This is a genomic window from Mesorhizobium sp. M1307, assembly GCF_040318155.1.
Classification (GTDB): Bacteria; Pseudomonadota; Alphaproteobacteria; order Rhizobiales; family Rhizobiaceae; genus Mesorhizobium.
Window position 1 is genome coordinate 179,303 of sequence record NZ_JAMYLR010000005.1, and the last position, 16,162, is coordinate 195,464.

Sequence of the window (16,162 nt, forward strand, 5' to 3'; positions counted from 1 at the left end):
GTCTATTCCGCCGCGATGGTCTGCGCCGGCCGCCAGACGGAAGCGGCATAGGTGTCTTCGCCGAACTCGGCCGGATGGCTCCCGGTTATGCGGCTCTCATGGCTGTCGAGATCGGCGAGGAAGAGATCGCGGCTAATGCGCGCCACCACGGCCGGTACATCGCGCCTGATCGACGGAACATCGCCGATCGGCAGGCCGAAACTGACGAAGCCGCCGGGATTGAAGACATGGATATTCTTCAGGAACGGTGCTTCGCCCGGCGCCTTCTCGAGGAATTCATGGCCGAGGCCGAGATAGGGATGGGCGCCGAAAAATTCATCCAGCTCTGCTTCCGGCGGCGCGTACTGGTCGCGCCATAGCCGGATGGTGGCGGCGAAATCGGCGAACTCAGGCTTGCGCGTCGGGTCGGCGAAATAGCCGGTGCCGGCGACGACGAAGTCGAACGCAAACGTCTCGCCTGCGATATCGGTGACGACCTTGCCGTCTTCGACATCCGCATTTGTCCAGGGGGCACCGAGATGGAGATGAAAATTCTGGTGCCGCACCGCCCGCTCCACCGCATCGAGCGGCGGCGTTGAACCGGCCTCGCGGAAGCGCAATGCCTGGCGCCAGCGCACCGCATCGGGCAGCCGAGGATAATTGTCATAGGCGCCGGGATAGCCGCGCACGCGGTTGATCGGCACACTGGCAATGCTGTTGCGGCGGGCAAAGAGACGCACCGATTTCGCGCCGGCCTCAAGGGCAGCTCCGGCCGCATCGAATGCCGAAGCCGCCGACCCGACGACAGCCATTGCCTTGCCCTTGAGCGAGGCAAAATCGATTGCCGCCGAACTGTGTGCGACAAGGCCCCGCGGCAAGGCGGCAAGTACCGCCGGTATCACTGGACCGCCGCTGCCGCCAAAGCCATTGGCCAGAATGATCTTGCGCGCCGTTTCGACCGATGGCGTGCCGTCGGCTTCGAGGTGGAGGCGAAAATGCCCGCCGGCCGGCTCGATGCGAATGAGACGCGTGCCGTAACGGATGCCGATACCGAGGAACGCGCGATACCATTTCAGGTAGTTCGCCCAATCCGTCCGTGCGATGCGGTCGAATCCGGCATAGGCTTCCGCACCGTGGCGGGCTTCGTACCAGGACTGAAAGCTCAAGCCCGGCAAGCCGAGTTCCGGCCCCGGCAAGCCCTTTGGCGTTCGCAGCCGGTTCATCCGTGCATGAGTGAACCAGATGCCGGCCTTGCTTTCATCCGGTGCCGCGTCGACGACAGTAACCTTGCCGATGCCGGCACGCCTCAACGCGAAGGCAAAGGTCGCCCCCGTCTGCCCACCGCCAACGATGAAGACATTGTGGTCGATGCCTTCCCGGTCCGGCACCCAGTTCTGCGGATCGGGGCCGATCAGCCGGAGCGTTTCCCGGGCGTGGTGATCTGGATCGGTCGGTAAGGCCATTTCGGTCCCGGCTGAAGTTGAGCCTCATCAGACTCCGCCTCGGCCGGCAAACAGTCCAGTAATGTTCGCTTTGAGTGGCCGGTAGTTTTTTTCACTTGCATTGCAACGACGCGCTTTCACAGCCGACGAATGGGCGGTGCGTGTGGCCTCCCTGAAGCCGGAGCATCTTTTTTGATATTGCAGCGGGCGCAAGCGCACTGGTCATTTTTATTTCTTACGGCTCACGCGCAATACGCCGATGCAGTCGGGCATTGGTGTCGAGCACATCGGCGGCGTCGCGTGGTCAGCGGGATCAAGCTTGATCTTGGTCGCCCGACATGTGTGGCGTCCGCCATCTGACAGACGGCAGATCGCGGATACATCAGCAACGGTCCTCGCAGGATAGGACAGCGCAGCTATTCAACAGGCGTCCCAAGAGGCCCGTCGGCTACTCCATCGCAGGAATGAAAACAGAAGAGTAGCGGAACCTTCCTGTGCAGTTTTTGCACACGATCTCTCATAACATATTGGTTTTATTTATTGATCTGTCCCATCCATCACCGGACATTGCGGAGTATCTTGGTACAGGTGGGGCGGCAGACACGATTCGAACTATGGTGCGACAGTGAAATGATCGCCGTTCTCAAAGTTCGTTGGCCGATAGTTGGTGCGGGTGGTCGGGCTCGAACCGACACTCCTTTCGGAACTGGATTTTGAATCCAGCGCGTCTACCAGTTTCACCACACCCGCAAGGCGCTAACTCATTTACCTCTCAACGCTCTCATGCTGCACCTAGGTAGCGGGTGGCAGTTCGAGAATTAAGCGGCCCTTAACTCCTAACCTATTGACCTCCAATCCTATTACCCTGCGGGCTGACGGTAGACGCATCCTGATTTTGAGTCGAGCGCGTCTACCAATTCCGCCATAGGGGCTCAGGCCGGGCGGCCTGGATGGGCGCGGACTATACGGCTGGAGGCCTGTTCGTCAACTGGCCAAATCCTGAGAAGCGGTCTCGCTCGACGCGAGCCTTTCGATTTCGTGAAGCAGCTGCCATTGTGCAGCGCGGAAAATCTTTCTAGACAGGCGGCGCATGTCATTGAAGCGCACCTTGTCCGACGAGGTTGATGCGGGGCGCTTCCAAGTCTTGTTTGTACATGTCGTGATCCCAAGACCGCTTCTGGTTTGGGCGTGCATTAGGAGTGCCGATGCTTCGCGGACTTTACGACTGGACCTTGTCGCTGGCGGCGAGCAAATCCGCCGAATGGTGGCTGGCCTTCATCGCCTTCGTCGAGAGCTCGGTGTTCCTGGTGCCGGCCGACGTCCTCTATCTGCCGATGGCGCTGTCGCGGCCGGATCGCGCCTATCGTTACGCGCTGGTCGCCACCGTCGCCTCGGTGCTGGGCGGCATCGCCGGCTGGTTCATCGGCCATTATGCCTATGATGCGGTGGCGCGGCCGATCCTCGAATTTTATGGCAAATATGACGAGTTCGAAGCGATGCGCGTCTCATCGGGTGTCGGCTTCATCATCCTGATGCTGGTCACCTCCGGCCTCGCCCATCTGCCGCCGATCAAGGTTGTGACGATCCTGTCGGGCGTCATCGGTGTTCCTTTGCTGCTGTTCATCGTGCTGGCAATCGTGGCGCGCGGTGCTCGCTTCCTGTTTCTCGCGTGGCTGTTGCGCCGCTATGGCGAGCCGATCCGCCACTTCATCGAAAAGCGCCTTGGCCAGATTGCAGGCGCCGCCGCCGCTGCCCTGATTTTGCTCTATATTGTCGTCAAATACGCCGTCTGAACGGCATCGAACCGAATGGACTGAGTCCGATGACAGCGACCGTGAATGCCGATACCGGACGCCAGCGGCTGCGCACCGCCCTGTTTCTCGCTGTCGCCATGGCCGCCACGGTCGGCTCGGCGCTGGCCTTCCAGTATCTCGGCGGCTACATCCCCTGCAAGCTCTGCCTCGAGCAGCGCACGCCTTACTACGTCGGCGTGCCCTTGATGCTGCTGGCGGTGCTTGCGTCGGCTCTTCACGCGCCAGCCTGGGTAAGCCGTGGCCTGCTGGCTATTGGCGGCCTGCTGATGCTCTACGGCGTCTATCTCGGCGTTTATCACTCCGGCGTCGAATGGGCGTGGTGGCCAGGCCCGACCGATTGCACCGCAGCCGCCGGGCCGGTGGACACCGGCGGCAAGGGCGTGCTCGATGCGCTCGACAAATTCGTCCCGCCCTCCTGCGACAAGGCGGCGCTCCGCATTCTCGGCCTGTCGCTGGCCGGCTGGAACGCCATCGCCAGCTTTGTCCTGACGGTCGTAGCCTTCCGCAGCGCCTTCGCCCGCGACTGAGCGGCACAACGCAGAGTTCGTCCAGAAATTCGTCAGGCCGGAGTGCATGACGTGGCTTTCGAGAACCGGAGCGGAGCGTACTAAAGTACGTGAGCACCGGAAGCGCAGAAAGCTGCGTCAGGCGACCGGCATGGCGGATTTCTGCCGAACTCTATGGTTCGAGTTCGACATCCCAGTACAGATAATCCATCCAGCTTTCGTGTAGATGGTTGGGCGGGAACAGCCGGCCGTTATTATGCAAATCATGCACCGTCGGCTGGTAGGGCTTCTGCAGCGGCCACATCTTGGCGTGGGCCGGCATCATGCCGCCCTTCCTCAGATTGCAGGGCGAGCAGGCAGCGACGACATTCTCCCAGGTCGTGGCGCCGCCGCGATGGCGAGGAATGACATGGTCGAACGTCAGATCGTCCGGCGTGCCGCAATATTGGCATTGGAAACGGTCACGCAGGAAGACGTTGAAACGGGTAAACGCCGGATGCCTCGACGGCTTCACGTAAGCCTTCAGGCTGACGACGCTCGGCAGCTTCATCGAAAAGGTCGGTGAAGAGACGGCGTGTTCGTATTCGGCGACGATGTTCACCCTCTCGAGGAACACCGCCTTGATGGCATCCTGCCAGGACCAGAGCGACAGGGGGTAATAGCTGAGCGGACGGTAATCCGCATTCAGCACCAGCGCTGGAAGCCCATCCGGAGATACGGCAACCGTCACGTCGTTGACCTCCTTCACCCTAGAACCGGTCGACGCGGATACTGTAAGCCCGACATGACAGGGATGTGAAGCGGATTGTCGATCATGCCGGGTCTCAAAAACGCATGATTTCAATGCTTTTTTGCGGATTCAGGCCGGAGGCGCGGCATCCCTGCCCTTCAATTCGCGATAATAAGCCCAGAAAAGCCGCGATGCGACACCGCGCCACGGGCTCCATGATTCGGCAAGCCGGATCAGCATTTTCTCCGGCGGACGCGGGTCGATGCCGAGTGCATGGCCGACCGCGCTCTGCAATGCAACGTCGCGCGCCGGAAAGATATCTGGGTGTCCGGCGGCAAACAAAAGGTAGACTTCAGCCGTCCACGAGCCGATGCCCGGCACCTTGGTCATGGCCGCGATCGCCTCGCTTGCATCGAGCCGGCACAGGTGATCGAGGTCGAGTCCCTCGGCCACCGCCCGGGCGACGGCAACCAGGCCGCGCTGCTTGGGCCGCGACAGCCCGGCCTCGCGGAAGATCGCCTCGTCGGCGGCAAGTATCGCCTGCGGCGTCAGCGGATCGAGCAGTCTCGTCAGCCGGCCGAAGATGGCGTCGGCGCTCGCGCGGGACACTTGTTGCGAAACGACGATGGAAGCAAGGCTCCTGAACCCCGGCTCCGACAGCCTGAGCGGCACCTCGCCGGCCATGCCGCGCACTTTTTCCAGGCGTGGGTCGAGCAAGCATAGCCTATCCAGCCCTTGCGCAATGTCGTCGAGATTGGCGATGCGTTGCATGTCTGCTTGTTCCAAAATCAAAAGTGCCGCACGCTTCGTCACGTGTCCCTCTGGACGCACGACGCCACCGGCGCAAAGTAGCAATTGGCGATAGCGCCACACAACCCGATTGCCGCCGGACAATGACACTGCTGACATTCCGCTTCGCGCCGAGCCCGAACGGCGAACTGCATCTCGGCCATGCCTATTCGGCGCTGCTCAATCAGAAATTGGCAAAGGCGGCGGGCGGACGCCTGCTGCTGCGCATCGAGGATATCGACACGACGCGCTGCACGCCGGAATTCGAGGCAGGCATTTTTCGCGACCTGAAATGGCTGGGGCTTGGCTGGGAGGAACCGGTGCGCCGCCAGTCCGAGCATTTTGCCGAATATCGGGCGATGCTCGAGCGGCTGATCAAGGAAGAACTTGTCTACCCGGCCTTCATGAGCAGAAGTGAGATCCGCGCCTTTATCGCCGACAGCGAGAAGCGTGGCCGCGACTGGCCGCGCGACCCGGACGGCGTGCCGCTCTATCCCGCCGCCGACAAGGCGTTGACGGCGAGCGAACGCAAGCGGCGCGCCGCCGAAAATGTGCCATTTGCCTGGCGGCTGGACGTCGATGCTGCAATAGCGCGCGCCGGCAAGGACCTGTCATGGGCCGAATACACGGACGAGACGCTCTCCGCGACGTGTCGTGTCGAAGCCCATCCGCAGGATTGGGGCGACGTGGTCGTGGCGCGCCGCGAAATCCCGACCAGTTATCACCTCGCCGTCACCATGGACGACGCGCTGCAGGGCGTCAGCCATGTCGTGCGCGGCCAGGACCTTTATTCCGCGACCAGCGTGCAGCGGCTGCTTCAGCAACTGCTTGGCCTGCCGCAGCCGGCCTATTTTCACCATCGCCTGATCCTCGGCCCGGACGGACGAAAACTGTCGAAGAGCCTTGGCGATACCGGCCTTGCCGCCCAGCGTAAGGCGGGCGCATCGCCCGCCGATCTCAAGCGGCTGGTCGGTCTCTAGACTAGACCGGTGAGCTCGCGGCCATCAACGGCGCTCCTTCAATTCAAATGACTCTATGGATCAACCGTTTGGTTTTGCTTGCCGGCCCGAACGGCATTAAGCAGTCGCCGCAGTCGATCCCTCACCCGAATTCATCGCGGCCTCCGGAAATGCACAGCCTCAAGCGGTTTATCCCCGCCTCTTTCGTCGTCCTGTGGGCGACCGGCTTCATCGGCGCGCGCTATGCCATGCCGTGGGCGGAGCCCTTTACGTTCCTGGCCGCGCGCTTTGTCCTGGCAGCAATCCTGCTTGTCGCTTTGATGGCCGCACTTGGTTCGAGCCGCGCCACCCGCGATGAGGCGCTGCACGCAACCGGTGCCGGCATCCTGATGCATGGCATCTATCTCGGCGGCGTGTTCTGGGCAATCCACCGGGGCATGCCCGCCGGACTTTCAGCCCTGATCGTCGGCCTGCAGCCGCTGATCACGGCAGTGCTCGCCGGCCGGCTTCTCGGCGAGGCCATCCTGCCGCGCCACTGGGCCGGTCTCGGCCTCGGGTTGATCGGCGTGGTGATTGTGCTCTGGCCGAAGCTCGGCGCGCTCGGCGGCGGCGTGACGGCCGAGACACTGGGCGCCTCGCTGGTCTCGGTACTCGGCATGAGCGCCGGCACCATCTGGCAGAAGCGCTTTGCTTCCGGCGGCGATCTGGTGGCTGCCACGTTCTGGCAATATGTCGGCGGCGCATCGGTGATGGCTCTGGCCTCGCTCGCCTTCGAGACCCGAACGGTCATCGTCAACGGCGAACTGATCTTCGCCATGACCTGGCTCGTGCTGGTGCTGTCGATCGGCGCCATCTTCCTGTTGATGGTGATGATCCGCGACGGCGAAATGTCAAAGGTCGCCTCGCTGTTTTACCTCGTGCCGGCTGTCACCGCGGTCATCGCCTGGGCATTGTTCGGTGAGCACTTGAGCCCGCTCCAGATCGCCGGCATGGCGATCGCGACGCTCGGCGTCGGGCTGGCGACGGCTCAGCCGCCGACGCGGGCACGCGCCTCTAAATAGCGGCTGATCGCGGCGTTGAGCTCGCCACCGAGGATGAAGATCGCTGAGACGATATAGAGGAACACGACGGCGATCATGATCGAGGCGAGGCCGGCATAGGTCGTCACATAGGACGAGAAATGATCGAGATAGGCGGCGAAGATGGTCGACCCGATGAGCCAGCCGACCAGCGTGAAGATGATGCCAGGCACGATCGAAACGAGGCGGCGCTTGCCGGCCGGCAACCAGAAATGCACGGCGAACAGGCCGCCGACGATGACTACAGAGGCGATGACGTAACGCCACAGCGTGATCGTGCCCATATAGGGTTTTATCCATTCGAAATGCGACTCGGCCAGCCGTGCCAGCAATGGCGCGAAGACCAGCAGCACGCTGATGGCCAAAAACCCGGCCGTCGCGATCAGCACGAAGATGATGCTCTGCACCCGCCGATAGATGATGCCGCGCGTTTCCGAGACACGATAGGCCCGGTTGAGCGAGGTGCGCAGCGCCTCGATGCCGTTCGAGGCGAAATATCCGGCAAGCACGATACCGTAGGTCAACAGGTCACTGCGCCGGACGGTAAGCACGTTGAGCACCTCGCGCGCGATCGGTTTGGCGATCTGCTCGGGCCATGTGTCGAACACAAGGTGCACGGCGGTGTCGGCGAAAGCCTGCGCGCCGAAAAAACTCGCCAGCGTCGTGGCGAAGATCAGGAAAGGAAAAAGCGCCATCAGCGCGGTGATCGCCAGATGGCTGGCCATTGCCCAGCCGTCGTCGGTGTTGAAATGGCCGAGCGCGTCGTAGAGGACGCGTTTGAGGGCTACGATCTTCCGCAACAAGAACCGCGTTCCCTTCGATTGTCCCGACGCCGCGAATATGGGAAGGGTTTGCGGTAAATGACAACCCTAGGCCAAACCACCATTCCTCCCGGAGAAGAGTTGCGCACCATCATTGTCACAGGTGCCTCTTCCGGTATAGGCGCCTATTGCGCCCATGCTCTTAAGAAGGAAGGCTGGCGGGTGTTCGCAACGGCCCGAAAGCCCGAAGATATCGCTGCGCTCGAGGCCGACGGCATCGAGGCCTTTTATCTGGACTACACCGAGTCCGGATCGATCGAGGCGCTGGTGGCGTCGGTGCTGGAACGGACCGACGGCCGGCTCGATGCGCTCTTCAACAATGGCGCCTACGGACAGCCCGGCGCCGTCGAGGACCTGCCGGTCGAGGCTTTACGGCAGCAGTTCGAGGCCAATGTCTTTGGCTGGCATGACCTCACTCGCCGTGTCGTACCGGTGATGCGCCGCCAAGGCCATGGTCGTCTCGTTCATTGCTCGTCGATCCTCGGCCTGGCGCCGGTGCCTTTTCGCGGCGCCTACTCGGCATCGAAGCACGCTATCGAAGGGCTGATGCTGTCCCTCTACCAAGAACTCCTCGGCAGCGGCATCCATGTTTCGCTGATCGAGCCGGGGCCGGTGAAATCGAAGATCGCCAGCAACAGCCTTGCGTGGTTCCTGGCAAATATCGATCACGAGAAGTCCGTTCATCGCCTCGCCTATGCGGCGCAACTCAAACGGCTGCGGGCCGGCGGCAGCACATCGCGGCTGAAGCCCGGGCCGGAGGTGGTTTATGCCGCCTTGCACCATGCGCTTCTGTCGCGGCGCCCGCGCCCGCATTATGTGGTAACTGTGCCGGCCAGGATCGGCGCGATCCTTAAGCGCATCCTGCCGTCATCGGTACTCTACCGTCTGCTCGCCAAACGCGCCTGAACGCAATCCAACTGGAACACACCATGGCAACCGTCTTCAACATCCTCGCCGTTCTCGTTATGGTCGCCGTGGTGATCGTACTGATCCGCGGCCTCATCAACATGATGCGCGGCGGCTCCAGCATGACCTCCAACAAACTGATGCAGACGCGCGTGCTCTTGCAGTTCGTGGCCTTGGTGCTGATCATGCTGGCGGTGTATTTCACCCGTAAGTGACGCAGCAGCCACCAGCCGGGAGGTAACCCGTGGTCAAGCTCAACAAGATCTACACCCGCACTGGCGACGATGGCACCACAGGCCTCGGCTCTGGCGAGCGGCGGCTGAAATCCGACCTTCGCATCGACGCCTACGGCACGGTCGACGAGGCCAATGCCTGCATCGGCATGGCCCGCATTCATACCGCGGCAGTAAATCCGGCGATCGATGCGATGCTCGGCCGCATCCAGAACGACCTTTTCGACCTCGGCGCCGATCTGGCAGTCCCCGATAATGGCAAGCCGCTCGACTACGAGCCGTTGCGCATCATCGCCTCGCAGACCGACCGCATCGAACAGGATATCGATCTCCTCAACAAGGACCTTGAGCCGCTCAAATCCTTCGTGCTCAACGGCGGTACGCCGGCAGCGGCTGCCCTTCACCTCGCCCGCACGGTGGCCCGCCGCGCCGAGCGCATCATGGTGGCGCTGTCGCAAGACCCGGACGAGCACGTCAACCGCGAGGCGATAAGATACATCAACCGTGTCTCGGACTTTCTGTTCGTCGCCGCACGCGCGGTCAATGACAACGGAAATGCCGACGTGCTATGGGTTCCCGGCAAGAACCGCTGAATCTGCCGGGTCATCCACGATCTTCAGGTTTTGGAAGCGGGAGAGGCCTGATGTTTATCCCGCTTTACGACACCAACCGGCTGCGGCACATCAAGCTGCAATATGTGACGATCAGCCTGATCGCGCTCAACGTGCTGATCTACTTTGTCACCACACTGGGCGGCGAGGATTTCGCCAACGCCGCGGTGCTGGGCCTCGGTTTCATCCCGTCGGTTGTGCATGACAGCGTCGAGCTCGCTCCGCAATTTGTCGTCATTCCGGAGAGCCTGAGCTATCTGACCTATTCCTTCCTGCACGCGGATATCTTCCACCTCGGCGGCAACATGCTGTTCCTGTGGGTGTTCGGCGATAATGTCGAGGATGCACTCGGCCATGTCCGCTACCTCGTCTTCTACCTGCTTTGCGCCATCGCCGGCGCTTTCTTCCAGGGTCTGGTTGCCTGGGATTCGCCGGTGCCGCTGATTGGCGCGTCGGGCGCCATCGCCGGTGTGGTCGCCGCCTATCTGATCCTTTATCCGCGGGTGAAGGTATGGGTGCTGGCCTTCGCGCGCATCCCGTTGCGCATCCCGGCCTTCATCCCGCTGATCCTGTGGATCCTGTTCCAGATCTTCATGTTCGCGCAGGGGGGCGAGGATCAGGTTTCCTGGGCCTGCCATATCGGCGGCATCATCGCTGGAGCCGTGCTGGTGCTTGTCTTGCGCAGCCGCGGCGTACCGCTACTCGCCGGCGCAGACGAGGAGCCGGCCGTGGTCGCCGGTCCGGTGCCCGTAGCCGTGGAGCCGGCGCCAAGCGACCCACAACCTGCGCAGCCGGCGCCGCGCTGGGGCCGGGGGACAGTTTCCGGTCCGGACTGAACCGATTTGAGTGCTTCGCCGAGCATCCGAGTGCGCCCCGGATATTGACGCGCGGGGTCGCCGCAACTACGGAAGCGCCACCCTACTGGCGTGGCGAAGACCAGAATTCCGTCCGGAATGTCGGCTTTCGACAACTCTGAAGAGGTGCACGCTGCTATAGCGCGCCCGACGAGCGTGAAGAGACTATCGTGAAAGAGGTGACAGGCAAATGAAGATCCTTGTGCCCGTGAAGCGGGTTGTGGATGCGAACGTCAAGGTCCGGGTGAAGGCGGACGGTTCGGCGGTGGAACTCGCCAACGTCAAGATGGCGATGAACCCGTTCGACGAGATCGCGGTCGAAGAGGCGATCCGGCTGAAGGAAGCTGGCAAGGCCGAAGAGATCATCGTCGTGTCGATCGGGCCGCAGCAGGCGCAGGAAACGCTGCGCACTGCTCTCGCCATGGGCGCCGACCGCGCCATCCTGGTCAAGACCGACGAGCAGACTGAGCCGCTGGGCGTCGCCAAGGTGCTGAAGGGCGTCGTCGAGGCAGAACAGCCCGGCCTTGTCATTCTCGGCAAGCAGGCGATCGACGACGATTCCAACCAGACCGGCCAGATGCTGGCCGCGCTTCTCGGCTGGGCGCAGGGCACCTTCGCCTCCAAGATCGTGCTCGACGGTGACAAGGCCAGGGTGACGCGCGAGGTCGATGGCGGCCTGCAGACGCTGGAACTGAAGATGCCGGCGATCGTCACGGCCGATTTGCGGCTGAACCAGCCACGCTACGCGTCTCTGCCCAACATCATGAAGGCCAAGAAGAAGCCGCTCGACGAGAAGAGCCCTGCCGATTACGGCGCCGACGTCAAGCCGCGGCTTAAAGTGATCAAGACCGAGGAGCCGGGCGGCCGCAAGGCGGGCGTCAAGGTCAAGAGCGTCGCCGAACTGGTAGACAAGCTGAAAAACGAAGCCGGCGTGCTGTAAGGCCAGGAAGGGATAAAAAATGACAATTCTTCTGATTGCCGAACACGACAACGCTGCGCTTTCCGACCAGACCGCCAAGGCGCTTTCGGCGGCGCTGCAGATCGGTTCGGACGTGCATGTGCTGGTTGCCGGCAAAGGTGCCAAGCCGGCAGCGGACGCCGCCGCCAAGCTCCAGGGCGTCACCAAGGTGCTGCTCGCCGACGCCGACGAACTGACCGAGCGTCTCGCCGAACCGCTGGCGGCACTCGTCGTTTCGCTTGCTGAGCCATACGAGACGATCATCGCGCCGGCGACCTCGTCGGGCAAGAACGTCGCGCCCCGCGTGGCGGCGCTGCTCGATGTCGCCCAGATATCTGAAATCATCGAAGTCGTGTCGCCCGACACCTTCAAGCGGCCGATCTATGCCGGCAACGCCATCCAGACGGTGCAGTCCAGTGACGCCAAGAAGGTCATCACGGTGCGTACCGCTTCCTTCCAGGCAGCGCCCGAGGGCGGTTCCGCGCCGGTCGAGACGGTCCAGGCGGCGGCCAATCCCGGCCTGTCGAGCTTTGTCGAGAACAAGCTCTCCGAGACCGACCGTCCAGAGCTGACCTCGGCCAAGATCATCATCTCGGGCGGCCGTGCGCTGGGCTCCTCCGAGAAGTTCCAGGAGGTCATCCTGCCGGTCGCCGACAAGCTCGGTGCGGCGGTTGGCGCATCTCGCGCCGCCGTCGATGCCGGCTATGCGCCGAACGACTGGCAGGTCGGCCAGACCGGCAAGGTGGTAGCGCCCGACCTTTATATTGCCGTCGGCATCTCCGGTGCCATCCAGCACCTTGCCGGCATGAAGGATTCGAAGGTGATCGTTGCCATCAACAAGGACGAGGAAGCGCCGATCTTCCAGGTCGCCGACTACGGTCTCGTCGGCGATCTCTTCGTCATTCTGCCGGAACTGCAAAAGGCGCTTTGACGCCTTCTGCCAAAGCGTATTAAATTCTGAGGGGTGGGGTAGACGAAGTCGCCCCGCCCTTTTAGTTTGCACTGCACAAAAAACGGGCCGCAAAGGCCTCGACGGGATCGGGTAATGAGCAAGATCGAGACGATCGGCATCATCGGAGCGGGCCAGATGGGTGGCGGCATCGCCCATGTGTCGGCGCTGGCGGGCTATAAGGTGCTGGTTTACGATATTTCGCCCGACCGCATCGAAAAGGGCATCGCTACGATCAGCGGCAACATGGCCCGTCAGGTCGGCTCCGGCAAACTCGAGGAAAAGCTGCGCAATGAGGCGATGGCGCGCATTTCGGCGGCACCGGCCATGGCCGACCTTGCGGGCGCCGATCTGGTGATCGAAGCAGCGACCGAGGACGAGACGGTCAAGCGCAAGATCTATGCCCAGCTCTGCCCGCAGCTCAACCCCGAGGCCATCCTGGCGACGAACACGTCATCGATCTCGATCACACGGCTGGCTTCGCAGACCGACCGGCCGGAACGCTTCATCGGCATACATTTCATGAATCCGGTTCCGGTGATGAAGCTGGTCGAACTGGTGCGCGGCATCGCCACCGAGGACCAGACCTTCGAGGCGGCAAAAACCTATGTGAAGCAGCTCGACAAGACGATCACCGTCTCGGAGGATTTCCCGGCCTTCATCGTCAACCGCATCCTGCTGCCGATGATCAACGAGGCGATCTACACGCTCTATGAAGGTGTCGGCTCGGTCGACGCCATCGATACCGCCATGAAGCTCGGCGCCAACCATCCGATGGGGCCGCTGCAGCTTGCCGATTTCATCGGGCTCGATACCTGCCTGTCGATCATGCAGGTGCTGCATGACGGGCTGTCGGATTCGAAATACCGCCCCTGCCCGCTGCTGGTCAAATATGTCGAGGCCGGCTGGCTCGGCCGCAAGACCGGGCGCGGCTTCTACGACTATCGCGGCGAGCATCCCGTTCCGACACGCTGATCGCCTCGCTACCAGCGCACAAAAAGTCGTCCGCCGAGCGCCCCGAGCACGGCAAGGATGGCGACCGCGATCGTATACCAGGTGCCGACGAAAAGCGGCGAATCGTCGAAGCAATGCGCCGCATAGAAGGTCGCCGCCAGCCCGCCGGCAAGCAGGCCCGCGGCCGCACCGGCAAGCACCGGCCTTGTCGGCGCGCCATGGCGCAGCACCGCGAGAAAGACGGCAAGCGGGCCGATCCCGATCAACGGAATGAAGGTCAGGCAGATGACCATGTTCGTGCCGACCAGCCGCGTGCCCCAGTCCGACGCAGGCACGGCGAAGAGTTCGAGAATCACAGCCACAATCACCAGCAGCGGCGCGGCGACCATCCAGCTCACCGCCCGGCTGGTCGATGAACCGGGCGTCGACAGCCCACGGACCAGGACAAAGGCGCTGGCGGCAAGAGCAATCGTGAAGACGAATTTGGACAGGAACCGCATCGTGTGCATGGCGATCGCAATGTCGGGGCGCGGGCCGATCGTCAGCCAGAAAACCGCGGCCGCGATCACGATGGCCGCGCCGGCGGCAAGCCACCAGGCGGTGCCTAGCGGCAGCGCCTTGCTGCGGGCATCGGCGTCGAGCGCCTTGATGAAATCTTCGGTCCTCATGTTATTCCCGCCCCGCCCTGAACCGTTTGGCAATGGCGGCAAGCCCGCGGTGCAGTGACACCCGCACAGCCGTCTCGCTGATGCCGAATTTGGCCGCGGTCTCACCGATTGACCGGCCTTCGACCGATACGGCCGAGACGACGGAACGCTGTGCCGGCGGCAGGCTGTCGAGCGCCCGGTTGACGTCGCGCTCGCTCACCGTCTCCGATTCCGGCTCGGCAAAGGTCTCGGCGATTTCGTCGATCTCGATCTCGATCCGCCGACCGCGCCGCCGGAACGCATCGATCAGCTTGAAGCGGGCTATTGCATAGACCCAAGGCAGCACCGGCGCATCATGGCGCCAGGTGTGTCGTTTCACATGAATGGCCAGCAAGGCTTCCTGCACGACATCCTCGGGATCCACCCCGCCCTGCACGATCTTGCGCCGGGCAAAGCCACGAACGAGCGCGGCGATCCGGTGCAGAAAGTCGGCATAGGCCCTTTCGTCTCCGGCGATCGCGGCCCGCAGCAGCCGTGAAAGCTCGGCTTCGTCCTTGCCGCTCACAAGAGTTCACTCCCCGATATTCGCGTCTCGGCGCTGATTTGTTACGGGGCCGGCGAAATAATGTCCAAGGCAAATTAGCTGAGCATCACGAAAGTTTGCTCCTTTTGAGCGATTGAGTGGGCCAGCAATGTTGACTGCACCAGTCAGGTATTGGTAGGTGCAGCGTGCCAAGCCAAAGACCATCGAAATCGAGGACGACGCCATGAAATATGCTCTTTCCGCCCTTGCCGGTGCGACAGCACTTGCAATCAGCCTGATCGCCGGCCCGGCAATAGCAGAGGACGAGGGCATCGTCGTCTACAACGCCCAGCACGAAAACCTGACCAAGGCCTGGGCGGAGGGATTCACCAAGGAAACCGGCATCAAGGTTACCGTCCGCAATGGCGGCGACAGCGATTTCTCCAATCAGATCGTTGCAGAAGGCACCGCTTCGCCCGCCGATGTATTCCTGACGGAGAATTCGCCGGCCATGGCATTAGTCGAGGCGGCCGGCCTGTTCGCACCGGTCGACACCGAGACGCTGGCCCAGGTTCCGCAGGAGTACCAGCCGGCGAGCGGCAAATGGGTCGGCGTCGCCGCGCGCAGCACCGTCTTTGCCTACAACAAGACCAAGCTGAGCGCCGACCAGCTGCCCAAATCGCTGCTCGATCTCGCCGATCCGAGCTGGAAGGGCCGCTGGGCCGCTTCGCCCTCCGGCGCCGATTTCCAGGCGATCGTCAGCGCGCTTCTGCAGCTCAAGGGTGAGGCGGCGACGGCCGAATGGCTGAAGGCGATGAAGGAGAATTTTACCGCCTATAAGGGCAACAGCACGGTGATGAAGGCGGTCAATGCCGGCGAGGTCGAAGGCGGCGTGATCTATCACTATTACTACTACGGCGATCAGGCCAAGACCGGCGAGAACAGCAAGAACGTCGAGTTGCACTATTTCAAGCATCAGGATCCCGGTGCTTTCGTCTCGATTTCCGGCGGCGGCGTGCTGGCCTCGAGCAAGCACCCGAAGGAAGCGCAGGCTTTCCTGAAATGGGTCACCGGCAATGGCGGCCAGGACGTGCTGAAAACAGGCGATTCGTTCGAATACGCAGTCGGCAAGGGCGCCGAGTCCAATCCGAAGCTGGTGCCGCTGGCCGATCTGCAGGCGCCGAAAGTCGACCCGACGACGCTGAACTCGAAAAAGGTGACCGACCTGATGACGGCGGCCGGCTTGCTTTAGCCGGCGTTCGTCCTAAAAGGGCAACCGACTGCGCTCCTGTGGGAATTCGCTTTCCACAGGAGCGCTCTGTTTTCAAGATGGCATTTGCCTATGACCACAAGCTACCCGCGAGATTATCCGCCGCCGATCGTTTCCGCCTCCGGGCGGAGCTGGCGC

The 16,162-nt window shown here is 62.4% G+C and carries 18 protein-coding genes and 1 tRNA gene; 12 read left to right on the forward strand and 7 right to left on the reverse strand.

Annotation, left to right across the window (positions count from 1 at the left end; genetic code table 11):
* Window positions 1-2 precede the first annotated feature (2 nt).
* Together NKH16_RS09260 and NKH16_RS09265 are read right to left on the reverse strand one after the other, a co-directional pair.
* Window positions 3-1,442, reverse strand: a complete 1,440-nt coding sequence (locus NKH16_RS09260; RefSeq protein WP_352743805.1) for an NAD(P)-binding domain-containing protein — start codon at window positions 1,440-1,442, stop codon at window positions 3-5.
* A 644-nt stretch (window positions 1,443-2,086) separates the two neighbouring features.
* Window positions 2,087-2,171, reverse strand: a tRNA-Leu gene (locus tag NKH16_RS09265).
* 455 nt (window positions 2,172-2,626) lie between these two features.
* Here NKH16_RS09265 and NKH16_RS09270 point away from each other — a divergent pair.
* Complete coding sequence (locus NKH16_RS09270; RefSeq protein WP_023677958.1) at window positions 2,627-3,214, forward strand: YqaA family protein; 588 nt, start codon at window positions 2,627-2,629, stop codon at window positions 3,212-3,214.
* A 29-nt stretch (window positions 3,215-3,243) separates the two neighbouring features.
* Window positions 3,244-3,762: a disulfide bond formation protein B gene (locus tag NKH16_RS09275; RefSeq protein WP_352452439.1), complete on the forward strand. Its 519-nt coding sequence runs from the start codon at window positions 3,244-3,246 to the stop codon at window positions 3,760-3,762.
* A gap of 151 nt (window positions 3,763-3,913) precedes the next feature.
* On the opposite strand, the gene NKH16_RS09280 is transcribed toward NKH16_RS09275, so the two are convergent.
* Both NKH16_RS09280 and NKH16_RS09285 read right to left on the reverse strand, forming a co-directional pair.
* Window positions 3,914-4,471, reverse strand: a complete 558-nt coding sequence (locus NKH16_RS09280; protein ID WP_023677956.1) for an HNH endonuclease — start codon at window positions 4,469-4,471, stop codon at window positions 3,914-3,916.
* A gap of 129 nt (window positions 4,472-4,600) precedes the next feature.
* Entirely contained in the window at window positions 4,601-5,242 is a 642-nt protein-coding gene (locus NKH16_RS09285) for a DNA-3-methyladenine glycosylase family protein (RefSeq protein ID WP_352743804.1), read from the reverse strand.
* Between the two features lie 122 nt (window positions 5,243-5,364).
* Here NKH16_RS09285 and gluQRS point away from each other — a divergent pair, with 122 nt between their 5' ends.
* Window positions 5,365-6,240 (forward strand): tRNA glutamyl-Q(34) synthetase GluQRS, encoded by an 876-nt coding sequence (gene gluQRS, locus NKH16_RS09290; protein WP_352743803.1) that lies wholly within the window; start codon window positions 5,365-5,367, stop codon window positions 6,238-6,240.
* 149 nt (window positions 6,241-6,389) lie between these two features.
* Complete coding sequence (locus NKH16_RS09295; RefSeq protein ID WP_352456675.1) at window positions 6,390-7,280, forward strand: DMT family transporter; 891 nt, start codon at window positions 6,390-6,392, stop codon at window positions 7,278-7,280.
* Here the strand turns inward: NKH16_RS09295 and NKH16_RS09300 are convergent.
* On the reverse strand, window positions 7,247-8,101 hold the full coding sequence (locus NKH16_RS09300) for a YihY/virulence factor BrkB family protein (RefSeq protein WP_352743802.1): 855 nt from the start codon (window positions 8,099-8,101) through the stop codon (window positions 7,247-7,249). The genes NKH16_RS09295 and NKH16_RS09300 overlap by 34 nt on opposite strands.
* Before the next feature lie 57 nt (window positions 8,102-8,158).
* On the opposite strand from NKH16_RS09300, the gene NKH16_RS09305 reads away from it, so the two are divergent.
* The 7 genes from NKH16_RS09305 (at window position 8,159) to NKH16_RS09335 (ending at window position 13,605) form a co-directional block, all read left to right on the forward strand.
* The gene (locus NKH16_RS09305) at window positions 8,159-9,025 is read left to right on the forward strand and encodes an SDR family oxidoreductase (RefSeq protein ID WP_352743801.1); all 867 of its coding nucleotides are present in this window, start codon (window positions 8,159-8,161) and stop codon (window positions 9,023-9,025) included.
* Between the two features lie 23 nt (window positions 9,026-9,048).
* Entirely contained in the window at window positions 9,049-9,240 is a 192-nt protein-coding gene (locus tag NKH16_RS09310; RefSeq protein ID WP_023677950.1) for a twin transmembrane helix small protein, read from the forward strand.
* 29 nt (window positions 9,241-9,269) lie between these two features.
* A complete protein-coding gene (locus NKH16_RS09315) occupies window positions 9,270-9,851 on the forward strand; it encodes a cob(I)yrinic acid a,c-diamide adenosyltransferase (protein ID WP_023677949.1) in 582 nt (193 codons plus the stop codon).
* Window positions 9,852-9,901: 50 nt separating this feature from the next.
* Window positions 9,902-10,705 carry a rhomboid family intramembrane serine protease gene (locus tag NKH16_RS09320; protein ID WP_352743800.1) on the forward strand — a complete coding sequence of 268 codons (804 nt, stop codon included), beginning with the start codon at window positions 9,902-9,904 and terminating at the stop codon, window positions 10,703-10,705.
* A gap of 208 nt (window positions 10,706-10,913) precedes the next feature.
* On the forward strand, window positions 10,914-11,663 hold the full coding sequence (locus tag NKH16_RS09325; protein WP_352743799.1) for an electron transfer flavoprotein subunit beta/FixA family protein: 750 nt from the start codon (window positions 10,914-10,916) through the stop codon (window positions 11,661-11,663).
* Between the two features lie 19 nt (window positions 11,664-11,682).
* A complete protein-coding gene (locus tag NKH16_RS09330; RefSeq protein ID WP_352743797.1) occupies window positions 11,683-12,612 on the forward strand; it encodes an electron transfer flavoprotein subunit alpha/FixB family protein in 930 nt (309 codons plus the stop codon).
* 114 nt (window positions 12,613-12,726) lie between these two features.
* Window positions 12,727-13,605 (forward strand): 3-hydroxybutyryl-CoA dehydrogenase, encoded by an 879-nt coding sequence (locus NKH16_RS09335; RefSeq protein ID WP_023677945.1) that lies wholly within the window; start codon window positions 12,727-12,729, stop codon window positions 13,603-13,605.
* Between the two features lie 8 nt (window positions 13,606-13,613).
* On the opposite strand, the gene NKH16_RS09340 is transcribed toward NKH16_RS09335, so the two are convergent.
* Both NKH16_RS09340 and NKH16_RS09345 read right to left on the reverse strand, forming a co-directional pair.
* Window positions 13,614-14,252: an NrsF family protein gene (locus NKH16_RS09340; protein ID WP_352743795.1), complete on the reverse strand. Its 639-nt coding sequence runs from the start codon at window positions 14,250-14,252 to the stop codon at window positions 13,614-13,616.
* 1 nt (window position 14,253) lies between these two features.
* On the reverse strand, window positions 14,254-14,796 hold the full coding sequence (locus tag NKH16_RS09345; protein ID WP_352743793.1) for a sigma-70 family RNA polymerase sigma factor: 543 nt from the start codon (window positions 14,794-14,796) through the stop codon (window positions 14,254-14,256).
* Window positions 14,797-14,998: 202 nt separating this feature from the next.
* Here NKH16_RS09345 and NKH16_RS09350 point away from each other — a divergent pair, with 202 nt between their 5' ends.
* A complete protein-coding gene (locus tag NKH16_RS09350; protein WP_352452473.1) occupies window positions 14,999-16,006 on the forward strand; it encodes an iron ABC transporter substrate-binding protein in 1,008 nt (335 codons plus the stop codon).
* Window positions 16,007-16,162 lie beyond the last annotated feature (156 nt).

Coding starts and splice junctions, on each gene's coding strand:
- NKH16_RS09260 (WP_352743805.1), bottom strand. CDS start 1,442: ATGGCCTTACCGACCGATCCAGATCACCACGCCCGGGAAACGCTCCGG.
- NKH16_RS09270 (WP_023677958.1), top strand. CDS start 2,627: ATGCTTCGCGGACTTTACGACTGGACCTTGTCGCTGGCGGCGAGCAAA.
- NKH16_RS09275 (WP_352452439.1), top strand. CDS start 3,244: ATGACAGCGACCGTGAATGCCGATACCGGACGCCAGCGGCTGCGCACC.
- NKH16_RS09285 (WP_352743804.1), bottom strand. CDS start 5,242: ATGCAACGCATCGCCAATCTCGACGACATTGCGCAAGGGCTGGATAGG.
- gluQRS (WP_352743803.1), top strand. CDS start 5,365: ATGACACTGCTGACATTCCGCTTCGCGCCGAGCCCGAACGGCGAACTG.
- NKH16_RS09295 (WP_352456675.1), top strand. CDS start 6,390: ATGCACAGCCTCAAGCGGTTTATCCCCGCCTCTTTCGTCGTCCTGTGG.
- NKH16_RS09305 (WP_352743801.1), top strand. CDS start 8,159: ATGACAACCCTAGGCCAAACCACCATTCCTCCCGGAGAAGAGTTGCGC.
- NKH16_RS09310 (WP_023677950.1), top strand. CDS start 9,049: ATGGCAACCGTCTTCAACATCCTCGCCGTTCTCGTTATGGTCGCCGTG.
- NKH16_RS09320 (WP_352743800.1), top strand. CDS start 9,902: ATGTTTATCCCGCTTTACGACACCAACCGGCTGCGGCACATCAAGCTG.
- NKH16_RS09325 (WP_352743799.1), top strand. CDS start 10,914: ATGAAGATCCTTGTGCCCGTGAAGCGGGTTGTGGATGCGAACGTCAAG.
- NKH16_RS09330 (WP_352743797.1), top strand. CDS start 11,683: ATGACAATTCTTCTGATTGCCGAACACGACAACGCTGCGCTTTCCGAC.
- NKH16_RS09335 (WP_023677945.1), top strand. CDS start 12,727: ATGAGCAAGATCGAGACGATCGGCATCATCGGAGCGGGCCAGATGGGT.
- NKH16_RS09340 (WP_352743795.1), bottom strand. CDS start 14,252: ATGAGGACCGAAGATTTCATCAAGGCGCTCGACGCCGATGCCCGCAGC.
- NKH16_RS09350 (WP_352452473.1), top strand. CDS start 14,999: ATGAAATATGCTCTTTCCGCCCTTGCCGGTGCGACAGCACTTGCAATC.